At 67.8% G+C, this 14,276-nt stretch carries 12 protein-coding genes; 3 read left to right on the top strand and 9 right to left on the bottom strand.

Going from position 1 to position 14,276, the window contains the following annotated elements; translation table 11 throughout:
• Positions 1 to 16 precede the first annotated feature (16 nt).
• The 4 genes from JCR33_RS22815 to JCR33_RS22800 form a co-directional block, all read right to left on the bottom strand.
• Positions 17 to 874, bottom strand: a complete 858-nt coding sequence (locus tag JCR33_RS22815) for an ABC transporter permease (protein ID WP_198884455.1) — start codon at positions 872 to 874, stop codon at positions 17 to 19.
• Positions 871 to 1,863 carry an ABC transporter permease gene (locus JCR33_RS22810; protein WP_408628779.1) on the bottom strand — a complete coding sequence of 331 codons (993 nt, stop codon included), beginning with the start codon at positions 1,861 to 1,863 and terminating at the stop codon, positions 871 to 873. The genes JCR33_RS22815 and JCR33_RS22810 overlap by 4 nt, the downstream gene beginning before the upstream one ends.
• Positions 1,864 to 2,130: 267 nt before the next feature.
• Positions 2,131 to 3,567: an NAD(P)/FAD-dependent oxidoreductase gene (locus tag JCR33_RS22805; RefSeq protein WP_198884453.1), complete on the bottom strand. Its 1,437-nt coding sequence runs from the start codon at positions 3,565 to 3,567 to the stop codon at positions 2,131 to 2,133.
• A 52-nt stretch (positions 3,568 to 3,619) separates the two neighbouring features.
• The gene (locus JCR33_RS22800; RefSeq protein WP_211110529.1) at positions 3,620 to 5,011 is read right to left on the bottom strand and encodes an MmgE/PrpD family protein; all 1,392 of its coding nucleotides are present in this window, start codon (positions 5,009 to 5,011) and stop codon (positions 3,620 to 3,622) included.
• A gap of 382 nt (positions 5,012 to 5,393) precedes the next feature.
• Here JCR33_RS22800 and JCR33_RS22795 point away from each other — a divergent pair, with 382 nt between their 5' ends.
• Both JCR33_RS22795 and JCR33_RS22790 read left to right on the top strand, forming a co-directional pair.
• On the top strand, positions 5,394 to 6,968 hold the full coding sequence (locus tag JCR33_RS22795) for an ABC transporter substrate-binding protein (protein ID WP_198884451.1): 1,575 nt from the start codon (positions 5,394 to 5,396) through the stop codon (positions 6,966 to 6,968).
• Between the two features lie 115 nt (positions 6,969 to 7,083).
• On the top strand, positions 7,084 to 7,596 hold the full coding sequence (locus JCR33_RS22790; protein WP_198884450.1) for a GNAT family N-acetyltransferase: 513 nt from the start codon (positions 7,084 to 7,086) through the stop codon (positions 7,594 to 7,596).
• A 51-nt stretch (positions 7,597 to 7,647) separates the two neighbouring features.
• Here the strand turns inward: JCR33_RS22790 and JCR33_RS22785 are convergent, their stop codons facing one another.
• From JCR33_RS22785 to JCR33_RS22775, 3 genes are read right to left on the bottom strand one after another with little or no spacing between them, the layout of a single operon-like run.
• Positions 7,648 to 8,802, bottom strand: coding sequence for an NAD(P)/FAD-dependent oxidoreductase (locus tag JCR33_RS22785; RefSeq protein WP_198884449.1), 1,155 nt, complete (start codon positions 8,800 to 8,802; stop codon positions 7,648 to 7,650).
• Positions 8,795 to 10,174 (bottom strand): FAD/NAD(P)-dependent oxidoreductase, encoded by a 1,380-nt coding sequence (locus JCR33_RS22780; protein ID WP_198884448.1) that lies wholly within the window; start codon positions 10,172 to 10,174, stop codon positions 8,795 to 8,797. Before JCR33_RS22780 ends, JCR33_RS22785 begins: the two co-directional genes overlap by 8 nt.
• Positions 10,156 to 10,464: a (2Fe-2S)-binding protein gene (locus JCR33_RS22775; RefSeq protein ID WP_198884447.1), complete on the bottom strand. Its 309-nt coding sequence runs from the start codon at positions 10,462 to 10,464 to the stop codon at positions 10,156 to 10,158. Before JCR33_RS22775 ends, JCR33_RS22780 begins: the two co-directional genes overlap by 19 nt.
• A 154-nt stretch (positions 10,465 to 10,618) precedes the next feature.
• Here JCR33_RS22775 and JCR33_RS22770 point away from each other — a divergent pair, with 154 nt between their 5' ends.
• Positions 10,619 to 11,491, top strand: coding sequence for a LysR family transcriptional regulator (locus JCR33_RS22770; protein ID WP_198884446.1), 873 nt, complete (start codon positions 10,619 to 10,621; stop codon positions 11,489 to 11,491).
• Positions 11,492 to 11,547: 56 nt separating this feature from the next.
• Here JCR33_RS22770 and JCR33_RS22765 read toward each other — a convergent pair whose 3' ends face one another.
• Both JCR33_RS22765 and allB read right to left on the bottom strand, forming a co-directional pair.
• Positions 11,548 to 12,852, bottom strand: coding sequence for a hydantoinase/carbamoylase family amidase (locus JCR33_RS22765; protein ID WP_198884445.1), 1,305 nt, complete (start codon positions 12,850 to 12,852; stop codon positions 11,548 to 11,550).
• Positions 12,849 to 14,276, bottom strand: a complete 1,428-nt coding sequence (gene allB, locus JCR33_RS22760) for an allantoinase AllB (RefSeq protein WP_198884444.1) — start codon at positions 14,274 to 14,276, stop codon at positions 12,849 to 12,851. The genes JCR33_RS22765 and allB overlap by 4 nt, the downstream gene beginning before the upstream one ends.

Below are 14,276 nucleotides of genomic sequence, written 5' to 3'. Positions count from 1 at the left end.
ACAGGCGGCGACGATGTCATGCGGCGTAGCCCGGCTCGTTGATCTTGCGCAGATGCTCGCCGATCATGTTGAAGCTGATCAGCACGGCCATCAGCACGAGGCCTGGGAACACGCTGATCCAGTACTTGTTCACCAGCATGAACGAAAACCCGTTCGCGATCAGCAATCCGAGGGACGGCTGGGTGATCGGCAGGCCGATCCCGAGGAAGGACAGGGTCGCTTCCAGCGCGACGGCGCTGGCCATTTCCACAGCCACGACCACACCAAGCTCGGCGACCGAGTTGGGCAGGAGGTGGACGATCATGATGCGCAGCGACGAATAGCGCAGCACCTGCGCCGCCTGAATATACTCCCGGCTGCGCTCCGCCTGAGCCGAGCTGCGGATGGTTCGCGCGAAATAGGCCCACTGCGAGGCGGTGATCGCGAGCACCACCTTGTCGAGCCCCGGCCCGAACGCCGCCAACAGAATGAGCGCGATCAGGATGCTGGGAAAAGACAGTTGCAGGTCGACGACGCGCATGAGCAGCGCATCGAAGGCGCCGCCGCGATAGGCCGCGAACAGCCCGACGCTCACCCCCACCACCAGCGCACACGCCGTGCTCGCCAGCGCCACGAAGAGGCTCACGCGCAGGCCGTAGAGGATGGCACTGAGAAGATCGCGCCCCTGCTCGTCCGTGCCGAGCCAATAGTAGTGGCCGTCCCAGCCCTCCGAGCCCGGCGGCAGCCCCGAATCCATGATGTTGAGCTGGGCGAGATCGTACGGGTTCTGATTGGCGAGAAAGGGCGCGAACACCGCCGCACCGACGCACACCAGGAGGATCGCGACGCCGAGGGTCGCGCGATTGGCGAAATAGCGCCTGACGACGCTCTTCATGACGCCGCCCCCCGTAGCGAGATGCGTGGATCGAGCACCGCGCAGACGATGTCGACGAGCAGGTTGATCGTGCTGAAGATGAAGACCGTGAACAGGAGATAGGCGATGATCACCGGCCTGTCGGAGATCTGAATCGCGTCGATCACCAGCTTGCCGGTGCCCGGCCAGGCGAAGATCGACTCCGTGATCACCGAAAAGGCCAGCAATCCGCCGAGCACCATGCCCATCACGGTGACCAGCGAAGGCAGAACGTTCTTCAGCACGTAGACGGACAGGATCCGGCGCGGTGGGAGACCTTTGGCGCGGGCATACCGCACGAAGTTCATGCGCAGGCTCTCCTCCACGCTCGCCCGTGTCAGCCGCATGGCGAGCGCCATCGGAAACAGCGAGAGATTGAGCGCCGGCAGGAACAGGTGACGCAGTCCCTCCAGGGAGGTGAAGCTCACTTTCATGCCGAGGAGGTCGGTCGTCGGTCCCCGCCCGCCCGCCGGAAAGATCCCCGTTTCGATGGCGAAGACGATGATCAACATGAGGCCGATCCAAAAGGTCGGCAGGCTGACGCTGAGCAGCGAGAAGCCTTCAACGAACCGCCCGACGAGCGAATTGGGACGGTATCCCGCGCCGAGCCCCAGCGGTATGCCGACCAGCGTCGCGATCAGCATGGCGCCGAGCGACAGCTCGAGCGTCGCCGGCAGCCGCTCCAGGATGAGCCGCAGGGCGGGACGTCCGGACGTGTAGGAGTTGCCGAGATCGCCGTGCGCGATCCCGGAGAGGAAGCGGAAATATTGGATATAGGCGGGCTGATCGAGACCCAGATTGTGGATCGCTTGGCGGACGACGTCCGGCGGGGACGACGGGTTGATGAAGTTCAGGACCGGGTTGCCGAGCGCGAACAGCGCGACGAAGACGACGAGCGACATGACGAAGAGGAGAAGAAGAAACTGGCCGAGCCTCCGGGCAATGAACCACCCCAACGACAACTCTCCCATTCCCGAGCCAAACGCGTCTCAATACGAGCCTGCCTGACCGCTACCAGGCAGCGAAGCACCTACCACACCGAACACGACCCTCGCCGACGCGGCAGCTCGGCCCGTGCCGAGCCGCTCGCCGCATCGTGTCGGCAGCGCAATTCCCCGCGGAGCGTCCAACCCTTGATGGTTGGCCGAGAGGTTGCAGCACACCTCAGCATTGGTCCAATGACTTCGTCGTGCCGCTCTCAAACCCAGGGTTATGCACGACCGCTACGAAGCGGAACGTCATCGCGTGCCGATCTTGAGGTGAAGCATCTCCGGCATCTTGGCGAGGACGCGTGCGGCCAGAGACGGCGTGACGCCCTCCTCCTGCGCCTTTTCGCAGCTGACGAGGCCCCAGCGGACGGCGCGCCCGCCGATCGTTCGAAACGGCTCCGGCGGCAGCTTTGCCAGCTCCCGGTTGCACAGCGCCAGGCTGGTCCAATCGTTCTTCTCGCCGAGCACGAAGGACGCCAGACATTGGCCGGCCATGTGCGTCGCGTTCACGCCGTGGCCGGTGAAGCCGGCGGCATAGTGGATGCGGCTGTTCGGCAAGGTGCCGAAGAACGGCAAACGATCCGACGACACATCCACCGCACCGCCCCAGTGCTTGGTGATGCCGACGTCGGCGAGCCCCGGCACCAGTTCGCCGAGGATCCTGTCCGTGCGCTGCAGCGTCGGCTCGTGCCGGTTGAGAAGGTCCGAGGTGAAGTCGGTGCCGGAGGCGATCGGACCGTTGCCGCTCCCCATCAGCACACGGTCGGTCGGCGTCTTGCGCGCATAGCGCAAGAAGGTGCGCAGATCGGTCATCCCATAGTCGCCGCTCCAGCCCACCGCCTGAAGCGCCTCGGTCGCCGGCTCGGTCATCGCGACGTAGCTGGAGAATTGGGCGATCGCGGCTTCGAACTCGCGGCACTGGGCGAGCCCGGCGTTGATCGTCAGCACGACGTCGCGGGCGATCACGACGCCGCCCGGCGTCGTGATCCGCGACGGGGTGCCCCGCTCCAGCGCCGTCATCGGTGTCTGCTCGTAGAGCTTGACACCCTGCGCCATCATCGCCTTGCGCAGCGCCCGCGCCAGACGGGCGGGATGGACGCTCGCCCCCTCCGCGAACTTCACCGCCCCGCGGAACTTCGGCGAACGGCAGTAGGTCTGCAATTCTTCCGGCGACAGCTTCACCAGCGTGTCTTCGACGCCGAGCCGCCGTGCCTCGCTCAGCCAGTCGCGGATGCGCGCGTCCTGCTGGGGGTGGGTGGAGATGCGCAGGCTGCCTCCGTCGCGCCACCACAGATCCGTTCCGCAGCTCGACGCGAACTCGCGGATCTCCGATTGAGCGCGGGTGCCGGCACGGGCGATCGCGAGGGCGTTGTCGTCACCGAACAGCGTCGACATGGCGCGCAGACGCGCCCAGTAGCCCGACACCATCCCCCCGTTCTTGCCGCTTGCCCCCGAGCCGCAAATCGCCGCCTCGATCAGCGCGATCGACAGCGTCGGATTCTTCCGGCTCAGCAGGAAAGCGGTCCACAATCCCGCAAATCCGCCACCGACGATGACGACGTCCACCGTCAGCTCGCCCGATAGCGCCGGCGCCGGGGGCGCACCCTTCTCCTGCTCCAACGCCTCGTCCAGCCACCACGAAGTATGTTGCGGCTCTGGCAACTCCGGGATGCGGCGAATCTTCATCGTGGCCTCGTCATCAGGGCGGCCGGACAACCGGATCGGTCGCGGCAACGCATCATGGAATCGCGAAGAAGCGAGTGATCGCGGCCGGCCCGTCGGCGCGATCGAACGTCTCCAGCGCGCCCCAGAGCTCTTCCTGCACGGACGCGCCCAGCACGCGGCCGGTGCACTCGAGAAATTTCTGGCGCAGCGCGGCGTCGCTCAGCGGCTTGCCGGGAAACCCCGCCGGCACGACCGACGTCTCGGTCGCCGAGGTACCATCGCGCAGCAGCACCTCGACGGTGCAGCGATCGAATTCTCCACGATCCATCGCCTGATCTTCGAGCGCGGGGTCGATCTCGATCCGCATCCGCTCGGCGAGCGACGCGATGTCGGGACGGCCGATGCGCTCCGGCTGGAACGTCGCGAGATTGGCGTGCCCATCGATCAGAGCGGCGCCGACGCAGAACGTCAGCGAGAACTTCGCCTGCGAAGGTGTCTCGGGAGAAACGAACCGCAAGTTCGCCTTGGCCATCGGCGACACGTGCGCCGTCAGCGTGTCGACGTCGTCGGCAAGGACGCCCCTATCGTGCAGCGCGATCGCGGCTTCGATCGGCCGGTGCCCACTCGCGCAGGCCGGATAGGCCTTGACCCAAAGGCCGTGTTGTTCGAGCGCCGCCGGCCCCTCCAGCCGCCTCTCGAGTCCGGCGAACCCGGGAGCGTCCGGATCGGCCGTCATGCCGAGCAGGCCCCATTCGCCCTCGAACACGTCCCGCGCGGCGTCGACACCGGCGGCCGCCAGCGAAGCGGCGACCAGCCCGTTCTTCGCCGCCAGTCCCGCATGCAGCGGCTTCGCCATGCTGCCGAACTGGCGTTTCGACCCGCCGGCCATGCTGGTGGACAGAGCGAGCGCGTGGGCGGTTTGGCCGGCATCGAGCCCGATCAGTCGCGCGCAGGCGGCGGCCACGGCGGGCGCCCCGATCGACAGCGTGGTGTGCCATCCGCGCGAATAGTGCGAGATGTTGAGCGCCTCGCCGAGCCGGGCGGCGATCTCAATGCCGACGACGTAGGCGTCGAGACAGCGCGCGCCGGAGACGTCACCCGTCTCCTCGGCGAGCGCCAGGATCGCCGGGACGAGCCCCGCGCTGATGTGCGCGAGCGCCGGCTGCAGAACGTCGTCGTAGTCGAGCGCGTGGGCCGCCGTTCCATTGACGAGAGCCGCCCACGGCGCCGCTTGCCCGCCGCCGCCCACGCGCCGAGCCGGACCGCTTCCCCAGCGCCCGACCGCCGCGCTCGTCCGCTGCGTGACGGGCTCGCCCGCTCCCGCGAACATGCACGCGACCGTGTCGATGAACGCCCGCTTCGCGCTGTGGCGACACGCAGGCGTCCAATCGCCTGGGGTTTGCGCACCCCATTCTGCCAGAGTTTCGGTCGCGGTCCTGGATTGGTTCATGTCCCCTTCCCGCACGGGCCACGGCGACGGTCCATGAACTGTCCCAACAGCGCTCGGCCTTTACCAATGAATTCGGGTGGCTAGCCCATAACCAGGATATATGTCCGAAGCGGCGCGCATCGGGTGGCTTTGGCCCCGCGTCACATGTCGCGACAGCATTGCGGCAACGGGCGGAGGGCCCTCTCCCCCGCCGTGGTGAGCCATAACGCGTGGTTATCAAGCCTCGATCAAACGCGATTGGACAGGTCGCAAAGCAAGACCTGACGATGCATGTCCGCGGCGAATGTCCTCTCCGGCCGGAGCCCGGCGAAGGAGGTGCTCGACGCGCCCGCGCAGCCAAGGTGTCGAGGAACGTCGCCATAGATGCGCGCCACTCGAGACAATATGAGGAACGTGGATGAAGAAGTTACTTGCCTCTGTCTTCGTTGCGGCAGTCATGATCGCGACGCCGGCCTTGGCCACGGATCTGACGATCGGTGTCCGGACGGAGATCCAAATGGATCCGCACTTTGCCTGGACCGACGCCAACGTCGCCTACTACGACCATATCTATGGCGGGCTGACGAAAAAGGATCGGCAGCTGAAGGTGCATCCGGGACTGGCCGAGTCCTGGAGCAACGACTCGCCGACCAAATGGCGCTTCGTCCTGCGCGACGGCGTGACGTTCCAGGATGGTTCGCCCCTGACGGCCGATGATGTGGTCGCCTCGTTCGACCGCGTCAAAACGATCAAGGCGGGAAGTCCCTTCACCGGGGCCATTCCGGGCGTGGTTTCGGTCGAGGCCGAGGACGAGCACACCGTCATCATCACCACCTCGTCTCCCCAGCCGCTGCTGGCCTCCAACGTCTCCGCCATCGAGATCATTCCCGCCGAGATCGCCGAGAGCGCCACCACGGAAGACTTCAATTCCGGCAAGGCCGCCATCGGGACCGGGCCTTACAAGGTCGTCGAGTACCAAGCAGGCGACCATCTTCTCCTCGAGCGCAACGACGACTATTGGGGCGAGAAAGCCAAATGGGACCACGTCACGTTCCGTTTCCTGCCCAATGATCCGGCGCGTCTCGCCGCCCTTCTCGGCGGCGACGTGGACCTCATCGACTACGTTCAGCCGCAGCTCGTCGATCGGATCAAGAATGATCCCGGCTTCAAGATCGTCACGACGCCGTCGCTGCGCGTCATGGCCTTGACGGTCGACAGCGGCCGCGACCAGTCGCCCCAGGTCACCGACAAAGCCGGCAACCCGATCGAGAATCCGATGAAGGATGTGCGGGTGCGTCGCGCGATGTCCATGGCCATCGACCGCAAGGCGATCAGCGATCGCGTGATGAACGGTCTCGCCGCGCCGGCCGGGCAGCTCGCTCCGGACTTCCTGGCCGGCTACAACGACAGTGTCGAGGTTCCCGAGGTCGATCTCGCCGCGGCCAAGGCGCTTCTCGCCGAGGCCGGCTATCCCGACGGCTTCGCCCTGACGATCAATTGCACCAACGATCGCTATCTGAACGATGCGCAAGTGTGCCAGGCGCTCGGTCAGATGTTGTCCCGCCTCGGCCTCAAGATCGACGTGCAGACCATGCCGGCGTCGATCTTCTTCCCCAAGGTGAACCTGTCGCAGCCGGGCGGCCCTCAGTTCAGCGCCCTGCTCACCGGGTGGAGCGACACGCGGGGCGAAGCGCTCGTGCTGCAGTCGACCCTGCACACCCATGACGACGCTCGGGGGCTCGGCGCCTACAACCGCGGCAACTACAGCAACCCGGAGCTGGACAAGGTCCTCGACGCCACCCTGTCCGAGCTCGACGCGGAAAAGCGCCACGCTCTGCTTGCAGAGGCCATGAAGATCGCGATGGATGATGTCGCCGCGATTCCTCTTTATTATCAAAGCGTCATCGTCGCCGAGCGCGATGGGATCAGCTACGAGCCGTGGCCGACGGAGGCGACGATGGCCGACTCGGCCTCTCTGACGGCCGCGCAGTAGCGGCTTCGCCCTCTCGTCCTCCAGCACGAACGGCGCACCCCGGTCTCGCACCGGGGTGCGCCATTTTCTCGTCCGTGTCGCCTACTCTCACATCTGTCAAAGGTCGGAGCGTCGAATGGTCCTGCAGTTTCGCGAAACGCAGCCCAGCGAATGGCGGCACGGGTCGTTCGTCGTCAGCACCGACCGCGAACGCCTCGACGTTCCCAAGTTGCTGGCGATGCTCCGCGATACCTATTGGGCAAGCGACCTCGAGCATGAACGGCTCGTTCAGGCCATCGAAGCGTCCCTGACATTCGGACTCTATGCGGACAGCGGGTCGCTCGTCGGCTTCTGTCGGGTCATCACCGACGGCGCGATGTTCGCTTATCTCCGTGATGTCATCATCGATGCCGCCTATCGCAGACAGGGCCTCGGCAGCCTGCTGACCGACACGGTGCTGCACCATCCGGCTCTGGCGAACGTGCACTACTGGCTGCTCGCCACGCGAGACGCGCACGACGTCTACAAGAAGTTCGGCTTCAAACCCCTGGAAAACCCGGGCCTCTACATGGTCCGCCGCACGACGGAGACGCCGTTTCAAACGGCGGATTCCGGTTCTCCCGCCGCCGACCCCACGCGCCACGGCTGATCGGCCGGGACGGCTTCCGAGCGCCGACCAACCGCCCGCGCGTGGCCGTCCTCAGCCGGGCGAGCCGGCATCACCACCTTCGCCGAAGCGGCGAATGTGAAAGTCGTCGATCGGCGTCGTCGTGCGGCCCGTGGCGATGAGCTCGGCCATCACGTCGCCGACACCCGGCCCGGTCTGAAAGCCGTGGCCGGAGAAGCCGAAGGCGTAGTAGAGGCCCGCGACTTTGCCGCTCGCGCCCATCACCGGAATATTGTCGTCCATGTAGCCTTCCACACCGGACCAGGTGCGGATCAGCCGCGCATGGCTCAGACTGGGAGCGAGGCGCAGAACCTGCCGAAACTGAGCGAAGACGCCGTCGGGATCATACTTCGCCCGCTCCGCTCCGAGCGACGCGGGCCCGCGCCGGACGCCGCCGAAGATGACATTGCCGCGTGGGATCTGACGCAGATAGATGACCTCTTCGGCCGTCGCGGTGGCCACGCCGACGACGGGATGGACGAAATAGGGAAGCGGCTCCGTGACGCCCATTTGAGGCCCGCCGGCCTTGAGCGGCACCGGCTGCCCGAATGCCGCGGAGAGCCCGGCCGCCCATGCCCCGGCGGCGATCATGACGACCGGCGCGCGATAGTCCCCCTGGGCGGTCGAAACGAGGAAATCCTCGCCTACTTTCTCGACGGCGAGGACATCGCAATTTTCGACGATCTCCGCCCCGTCACGCCTCGCGGCGCGGGCGAACGCCGGCGAGACGAGACGCGGGTTCGCGTGCCCGTCATGCGGCGACCAGGAGCCCGCGATCGCCTCCGGCCCGACGAACGGGAACTTCTCGCGGATCGCGTTGCGGCCCAAGATGTGGAGCTCCAAGCCGTATGTCGCCGCCTCGCGCCGATACGCTTCGACGACGTCGATCTGCTCCTCACTCCACAGGAAGCGCACGTGCCCGACAGGCATGAACTCGACGTCCGACCCGGTCAGCTCTCGAATGCGCCCCCAGATCTCACGCGAGCGGTTGGCAAGCGGCAGCTGCGGCAGATAGCGCCCCTGCCGGCGCACGTTGCCGAAATTGGTGCCGCTCGCCTGCTGGCCGACAAGCCAGCGCTCCAGCACGACGACGGATAGGCCGCGCTGGCGCAAAAAGAAGGCGGTGGAGCATCCGACGATGCCGCCGCCGACGATGACGACATCCGCCCGCCGCCTCGGCTCAGCCACGGCCGTCCTCTCCGAGAAGCGCGATCGGGAGCGGTTTGACGGGCGCCTGGCCGCGCAGCCTGCCGGCCGCCTCGACGCGCCCCTTACAGGCCGCAGCCACGATTTCCTGGCTCGCGAGCCCGCAAAACCGACCCTGGCAGCGCCCCATCCCGACCCGCGAAAACGCCTTGGCGCGGTTGACCTCCGGCGCTCCCAAGGCCGTCACGCTGGCGCGCAACTCCCCAGCCGTGATCGCCTCGCAGCGACAGACCAGCGTGGCGTCGGGAAGCTCGGCGGCAAGCGCATGGGGCCAGGGAAAGGCGCGCGCCACACCCTCGGCGAACCGCGCGTGCCGCTTCATGGCGCGCTGCAACCGGGCGACCGTCCGGGCGTCCTGCCGATGCCCCAGGTCGGCCAGCATGGCGCAAGCCGCAAGCCGGCCGGCCGTCTCGGCCGCATCGGCACCCAGCAGTCGCGCGCCGTCACCGGCGAGATAGACGTTGGCACGGGAGCTTCGCCCCATCGCATCGGTCTGCGGCAGCCATTGCTGCACCGCCGGATCGAAGCGGAACTCGCAACCTGCCAGATCCGCCAGCTGACTCTCCGCCCGCAGATGGTAGCCCATGCCGACCGCCGTGCAGGCGAGCCGGCGCTCCGATCCGTCGGCATCGCGGAAACGGACGCCGTCCACGCCGTGCGCATCGCCCAGCACTTCCAGCGGCTCGACGTTGCGCAGCACCGGCACGCCCCCTCGCCGCAGCGCACGAAGCAACCGCACACCTTTGAGGAGCTGTCCCGGCCGCGCCGCCATCAGCGCGAGCCCGGACAATTGCTGGCCATAGGACGAGGTGTCGAGGACCGCGGCCGGAGCGTGCCCCGCCCGCATATACTGGTAGGCGACGAGATAGAGCAGCGGCCCCGTGCCGAGAAAGACCACGCGCTCGCCGATGGCGCAGCCTTGCGCCTTCAGGGCGATCTGGGCCGCGCCGAGGGAATAGCAGCCGGGTCGCGTCCAGCCCGGCAAGGGCATCACCCGGTCCGTCGCGCCGGGAGCCAGAAGCAGAGCATCGTAGGCAAGCGCTTCGCTGCGCGATCCCTTGAGCGCATGCAGCCGATCGTCCTTGATCGCCCAGGCGAGGGTCTCCGGCCGATAGGTGATCCTGTCGCCCAGCGCGTCGAACGCCGCGTGGACGGCGCGGGCCTTCGCCGCTTCCGTACCGTAGAGAGCGTCGTGGCTGCGCGTGAAATTCGGTGGCGGACGTCGATAGATCTGCCCGCCGCTGCGCGATCCCTCATCGACGACGGTCGGCCGCAGCCCGGCGGCGACGAGGACTTCTGCCGCGCGCGTGCCCGCGGGCCCCGCCCCGACGATGATTATCCGGGGATCGGCCATAAGCCCTTCGGCGCTTCGGTGCGGATGTCCATGCCGTCCTGGATCGGGCTGGAACAGGCGCGCAGCCTGTCGCCCTCGCCCGTCCAGACCCAGCAATCCTGGCAGGCGCCCATCATGCAGAAGCCGGCACGCCGCCCGTCGCCGAAGGGCGAGTGGCCGGCGAAGCCGCGATGCATCATCAGCGCCGTCAAGACCGTGTCGCCCTCCAAGACCTCGACGCACGCGCCGTCGATCGTCATGGAGACCGCCTTCCGCTCTTCTTCGCAAAGACGCACAAACCGAGGCTGCATCTCAATCCACTGAACAGCTGAGACGTGCCGCGCTCAGCACGATCAGGTTCACACCGGCGGGTGATTGTGACAAATCGAAAACGCTGGGTATAACCTAACCCATGGTTATGGACGGCCGGTCCGCGACGCTTCGGTCCCGCCGGGAGACGCATGCATGAACGCTCGGCAGCTGGAAGTTTTTCGCGCGATCATGCGCGACGGCTCCGTGACGGCGGCCGCCAACTCGCTGGCGGTGTCGCAGCCGGCCGCCAGCAAGGTGCTGCATCATCTCGAAAGCCAGCTCGGCTACAAACTGTTCGAGCGGATCGGCGGACGATTGGTGCCCACCATGGAGGCCAATCTTCTCTACGAAGATGCCGACCGCGTCTTCCGCGAGATGGAAGTCCTGAAGAATCTCGCCCGCACCATCGGTGAGCGAAAGGTCGGCCTCCTGCGCATCGGCGCCAGCGCCCCCGTCACCTACTCCGTTCTCGCCGAGGCGCTGCTCACCTTCCGCAAGGCGCATCCCACCGTGAAGGTGCACCTCCACGCTCTGCCGAAGAAGGAGATCACCGAACAGCTCATCATCGGCGACATCGACCTCGCGGTCACGCTGTCACCGATCCAGGCGCCGACGGTCCGCACCGAAATCCTGGCGGGCGTGCGCATCATGGCGGTGATGCGCGAAGACGATCCGCTGACCGAGAAGACGGAAGTCACCCCGCACGATCTCGTTGGCCGGCCGATCATCTCCTACGGAAATCATGCCGATGTCGGACCCTCTCTCAACCGCGCCTTCGAGCAATATGGGCTGACACGCGACGTCTCCATCCAGATCTCGTCGTCGGTCGGCGCCGTCCCTCTCGTCTCGGGCGGGCTCGGGATCGCGCTGGTGGACGGCCTCGTCCAATGGAACATCTTCAGAGGCCTCGTTTCGCGGCCATTCTCGCCTGCCGTCATGATGAACGTGACGGTCTCCACCAACTCCGCCCGTCCCACCTCCCGCTTCCTCGAGCCGTTCCTCAAGTCGCTCCGCGCCCTGCTCTGAGCGGCGACGCCCCCCGATGGGCGACGACGGCGATCCCGCCATCGCCGCGCGAGCCGTCAGGCGGTGAGGCGACGCAGCGTTTCGGTGAGGACGCGGAGCGCCTCGGCGTAGTCGGACATCTCCATGTGTTCGGACGGATTGTGGCTGCCGCCGGTATTGCGGACGAAGATCATCGCCGCCGGAATGCCGGCGTGGTGGAAGTCGGCCGAATCGTGGCCCGCCCCACAGGCGACATCGTCGGTCGGAATGGCGAGATCGGCGGAGACCTCGCGCATCATCGCACGCAGCGTCTCGTCCATCGGCGCCGGCTTGCCGACAGCGATCCGCCCCAGCTCGAACCTCACCCGACGCTCGGCACCGATCGTCTCGGCCGCGCTCTCCACCAGCGCCTTCATGCGCGACAGCGTCGCGGCGGACTGGCTGCGGATGTCGAGCGTGAAGGCGCACTCGCCGGGAACCTTCGAAAGGCTTTCGACCGCACGATCGGTGTGGATCTTACCCATCGTGACGACGAGATCCTCGCCCGTCGCGCGCGCTTCCGACCACGCCTCGTCGAGCCGGTGGGCCAGCGCGACGGTCGCGAGCACGGCGTCCTGGCGCAGCTCGTGCGGCACCGCGCCGGAATGGGTGTAGGCGCCGACGCAGCGGGCCTCGCGCAGCCGCACCGTGCCGCGAATCCCGGTGACGATGCCGATCGGCAGCTCGCGGTCGATCAGCACCGGCCCCTGCTCGATGTGGATCTCGAGGAAGCCGGCGACGTTCGCGGCGCTGAGGTGCGGCGGGCCGTCGCGCAGCGCGCGCGCATCGAAGCCCGCGTCGTCGATCACCTCCCCGACGGGCTTGTCGAGCGCGATGTGATGGGCGGTGGTCAGCTCGTCCGGCCACAGGAGGCCGAGCGCGGCGCGGCTGCCGAGATGACCGCCGGTGTGACCGGTGAACCAGCTCGACACCTCCTCGGCGCGGATCACCATCGCGGTGACGTCGCAGCGCGGGACGTGGCCGGCCTCCTTCAGCGCGACCGCCGCCGCCAGCGCGGCGACGGCGCCGGCCGCACCGTCGAAGTTGCCGCCGTCCGGCACGGTGTCGACGTGCGAGCCGGACATCCAGCGCGGCGCGGTGCGGTCGCGGCCGGGGAGCGTCAGGTAGAGGTTGCCGGCCGCGTCGACCGACGCCTCCAGCCCGGCCGCCTCCCCCGCGTCGCGCAGGAGCGCGTGCGCTGCCGCTTCGCCCGGCCCCCACGGCATCCGCGTGATGCCGCGCCCGTCGGTGGCGCAGGCTTCCAGGGCCTGGAACAGGCGGCGGGAGAGGTCGAGCGCGGCCGAGGTGTCGATCTCGCGCATCGAGGTCCGGGTGAGGCTCATGGCATCCTCAGCATGGTCTGAATCGCGTCGGGTGGCAGCGGCCGAGGCGGCCTTGCGGGCGGGTGGGGCGCCGCGGTGTCCTGCCGGACCTCGCGGCCGTAGCCCGGCGGGCCGACCACCTCGCCGTCGGCGAACACCGTTCGCCCGCGCACCAAGGTCCGCGCGACGCGTCCCGTCACGGCACGGCCGTGCCAAGCGGTCGTCGTGTCCTTCGACTTCAGCGCCGCGCGGTCGATGGTCCACGTCGCATCCGGATCGACGAGCACGATGTCGGCATCGGCGCCGGGGCGGATCACGCCCTTGGACGGCCACAGGTCGAAGATCCGCGCCGGCATCGCGCTCATCAGACCGACGAGGCGCTCGATGGAGAGCCGCCCGCCGTGAGCCTCCGTCAGCATCAGCGGCAGCGAGGTCTCGACGCCGAGAAGACCGCACGCGTTGTCGAAGATGTCGTTACGGGTCTTCTTGTCGGCGGGGTGCGGGGCGTGGTCGGTGGCGATCGCGTCGATCAGGCCGAGATCGATCGCCTGCCACAGCGCGGCGTCGTGGCCGGCCTCGCGCACCGGCGTGTTGCAGCGCAGAAGCCCGCCGAGCCAGTCGAAATCCTCCGCCGTGAAGAGGAGATATTGCGGGCAGGTCTCGACGGTGATGTCGAGCCCGCGCGCCTTCGCGGCGGCGATGTAGGGGAGCGCGTTGGCCGAGCTTTCGTGCGCGATGTGGAGGCGCATTCCGGTCGCCTCGGCGAACACGATGGCGCGCGAGACCGCCTCGGCCGCGGCAACGCCGGGACGGGACAGCGGATGCGCCCGCCCGTCCGTCCGCCCCGCCTCGCGCAACAGCCGCTCCGCCCGCGTCACCACCGAGAGGTTTTCCGCGTGGACGATGCAGCGCTTGCCGGTCTTCGCGATGACCTCGAAGGCGGCGAGCATCGTCCCGTCGTCCGGCGGCGGCAGCTTGCCGGTGATCGAGCTGCTCATGAAGCACTTGAAGCCCGCGACACCGGCCTCGGCGAGCGCCGGCAGGTCGGCGAGATTGTCGCGCCCCAGGAGGCCGTAGATGCCGTAGTCGACGTGCGACTTCGCCTCGGCGATGCGGCGCTTCACCTCGAGATGGGCGACGGTGTCGGTCGCCGGATCCGTGCTCGGCATCTCGAAGATGGTGGTGACGCCGCCCGCGGCCGCCGCCGCGGTGCCGGACTGCCAGTCCTCCGCCGGATTGTCGCCCGGCGGATCGCGGAAGTGAACGTGGATGTCGATCACGCCCGGCAGGACCAGGAGGCCCTCGGCGTCGATCGTCTCGCGCGCGTCCGGCATCGCGGCGCTCTCGCCGACCGCGACGATGCGGCCCTCGTGCACGGCGACGTCGGCGCGCATCCGCCCCTCTTCCGAGACGATGGTGCCACCGCGGATCGTCATGTCGATCAT

The organism is Acuticoccus mangrovi (assembly GCF_016411865.1).
In the GTDB taxonomy this organism is placed as follows: domain Bacteria; phylum Pseudomonadota; class Alphaproteobacteria; order Rhizobiales; family Amorphaceae; genus Acuticoccus; species Acuticoccus mangrovi.
Note: the sequence above shows the minus strand (reverse complement) of the source record. Positions and strands in the feature narration are given on the sequence as shown.

Excerpts from the sequence above, each read along its gene's own strand:
- JCR33_RS22810 (WP_408628779.1), bottom strand. The coding sequence starts at position 1,863 with ATGGGAGAGTTGTCGTTGGGGTGGTTCATTGCCCGGAGGCTCGGCCAG.
- JCR33_RS22790 (WP_198884450.1), top strand. The coding sequence starts at position 7,084 with ATGGTCCTGCAGTTTCGCGAAACGCAGCCCAGCGAATGGCGGCACGGG.
- JCR33_RS22805 (WP_198884453.1), bottom strand. The coding sequence starts at position 3,567 with ATGAAGATTCGCCGCATCCCGGAGTTGCCAGAGCCGCAACATACTTCG.
- JCR33_RS22780 (WP_198884448.1), bottom strand. The coding sequence starts at position 10,174 with ATGGCCGATCCCCGGATAATCATCGTCGGGGCGGGGCCCGCGGGCACG.
- JCR33_RS22815 (WP_198884455.1), bottom strand. The coding sequence starts at position 874 with ATGAAGAGCGTCGTCAGGCGCTATTTCGCCAATCGCGCGACCCTCGGC.
- JCR33_RS22770 (WP_198884446.1), top strand. The coding sequence starts at position 10,619 with ATGAACGCTCGGCAGCTGGAAGTTTTTCGCGCGATCATGCGCGACGGC.
- JCR33_RS22795 (WP_198884451.1), top strand. The coding sequence starts at position 5,394 with ATGAAGAAGTTACTTGCCTCTGTCTTCGTTGCGGCAGTCATGATCGCG.
- JCR33_RS22775 (WP_198884447.1), bottom strand. The coding sequence starts at position 10,464 with ATGCAGCCTCGGTTTGTGCGTCTTTGCGAAGAAGAGCGGAAGGCGGTC.
- allB (WP_198884444.1), bottom strand. The coding sequence starts at position 14,276 with ATGATCGACATGACGATCCGCGGTGGCACCATCGTCTCGGAAGAGGGG.
- JCR33_RS22765 (WP_198884445.1), bottom strand. The coding sequence starts at position 12,852 with ATGAGCCTCACCCGGACCTCGATGCGCGAGATCGACACCTCGGCCGCG.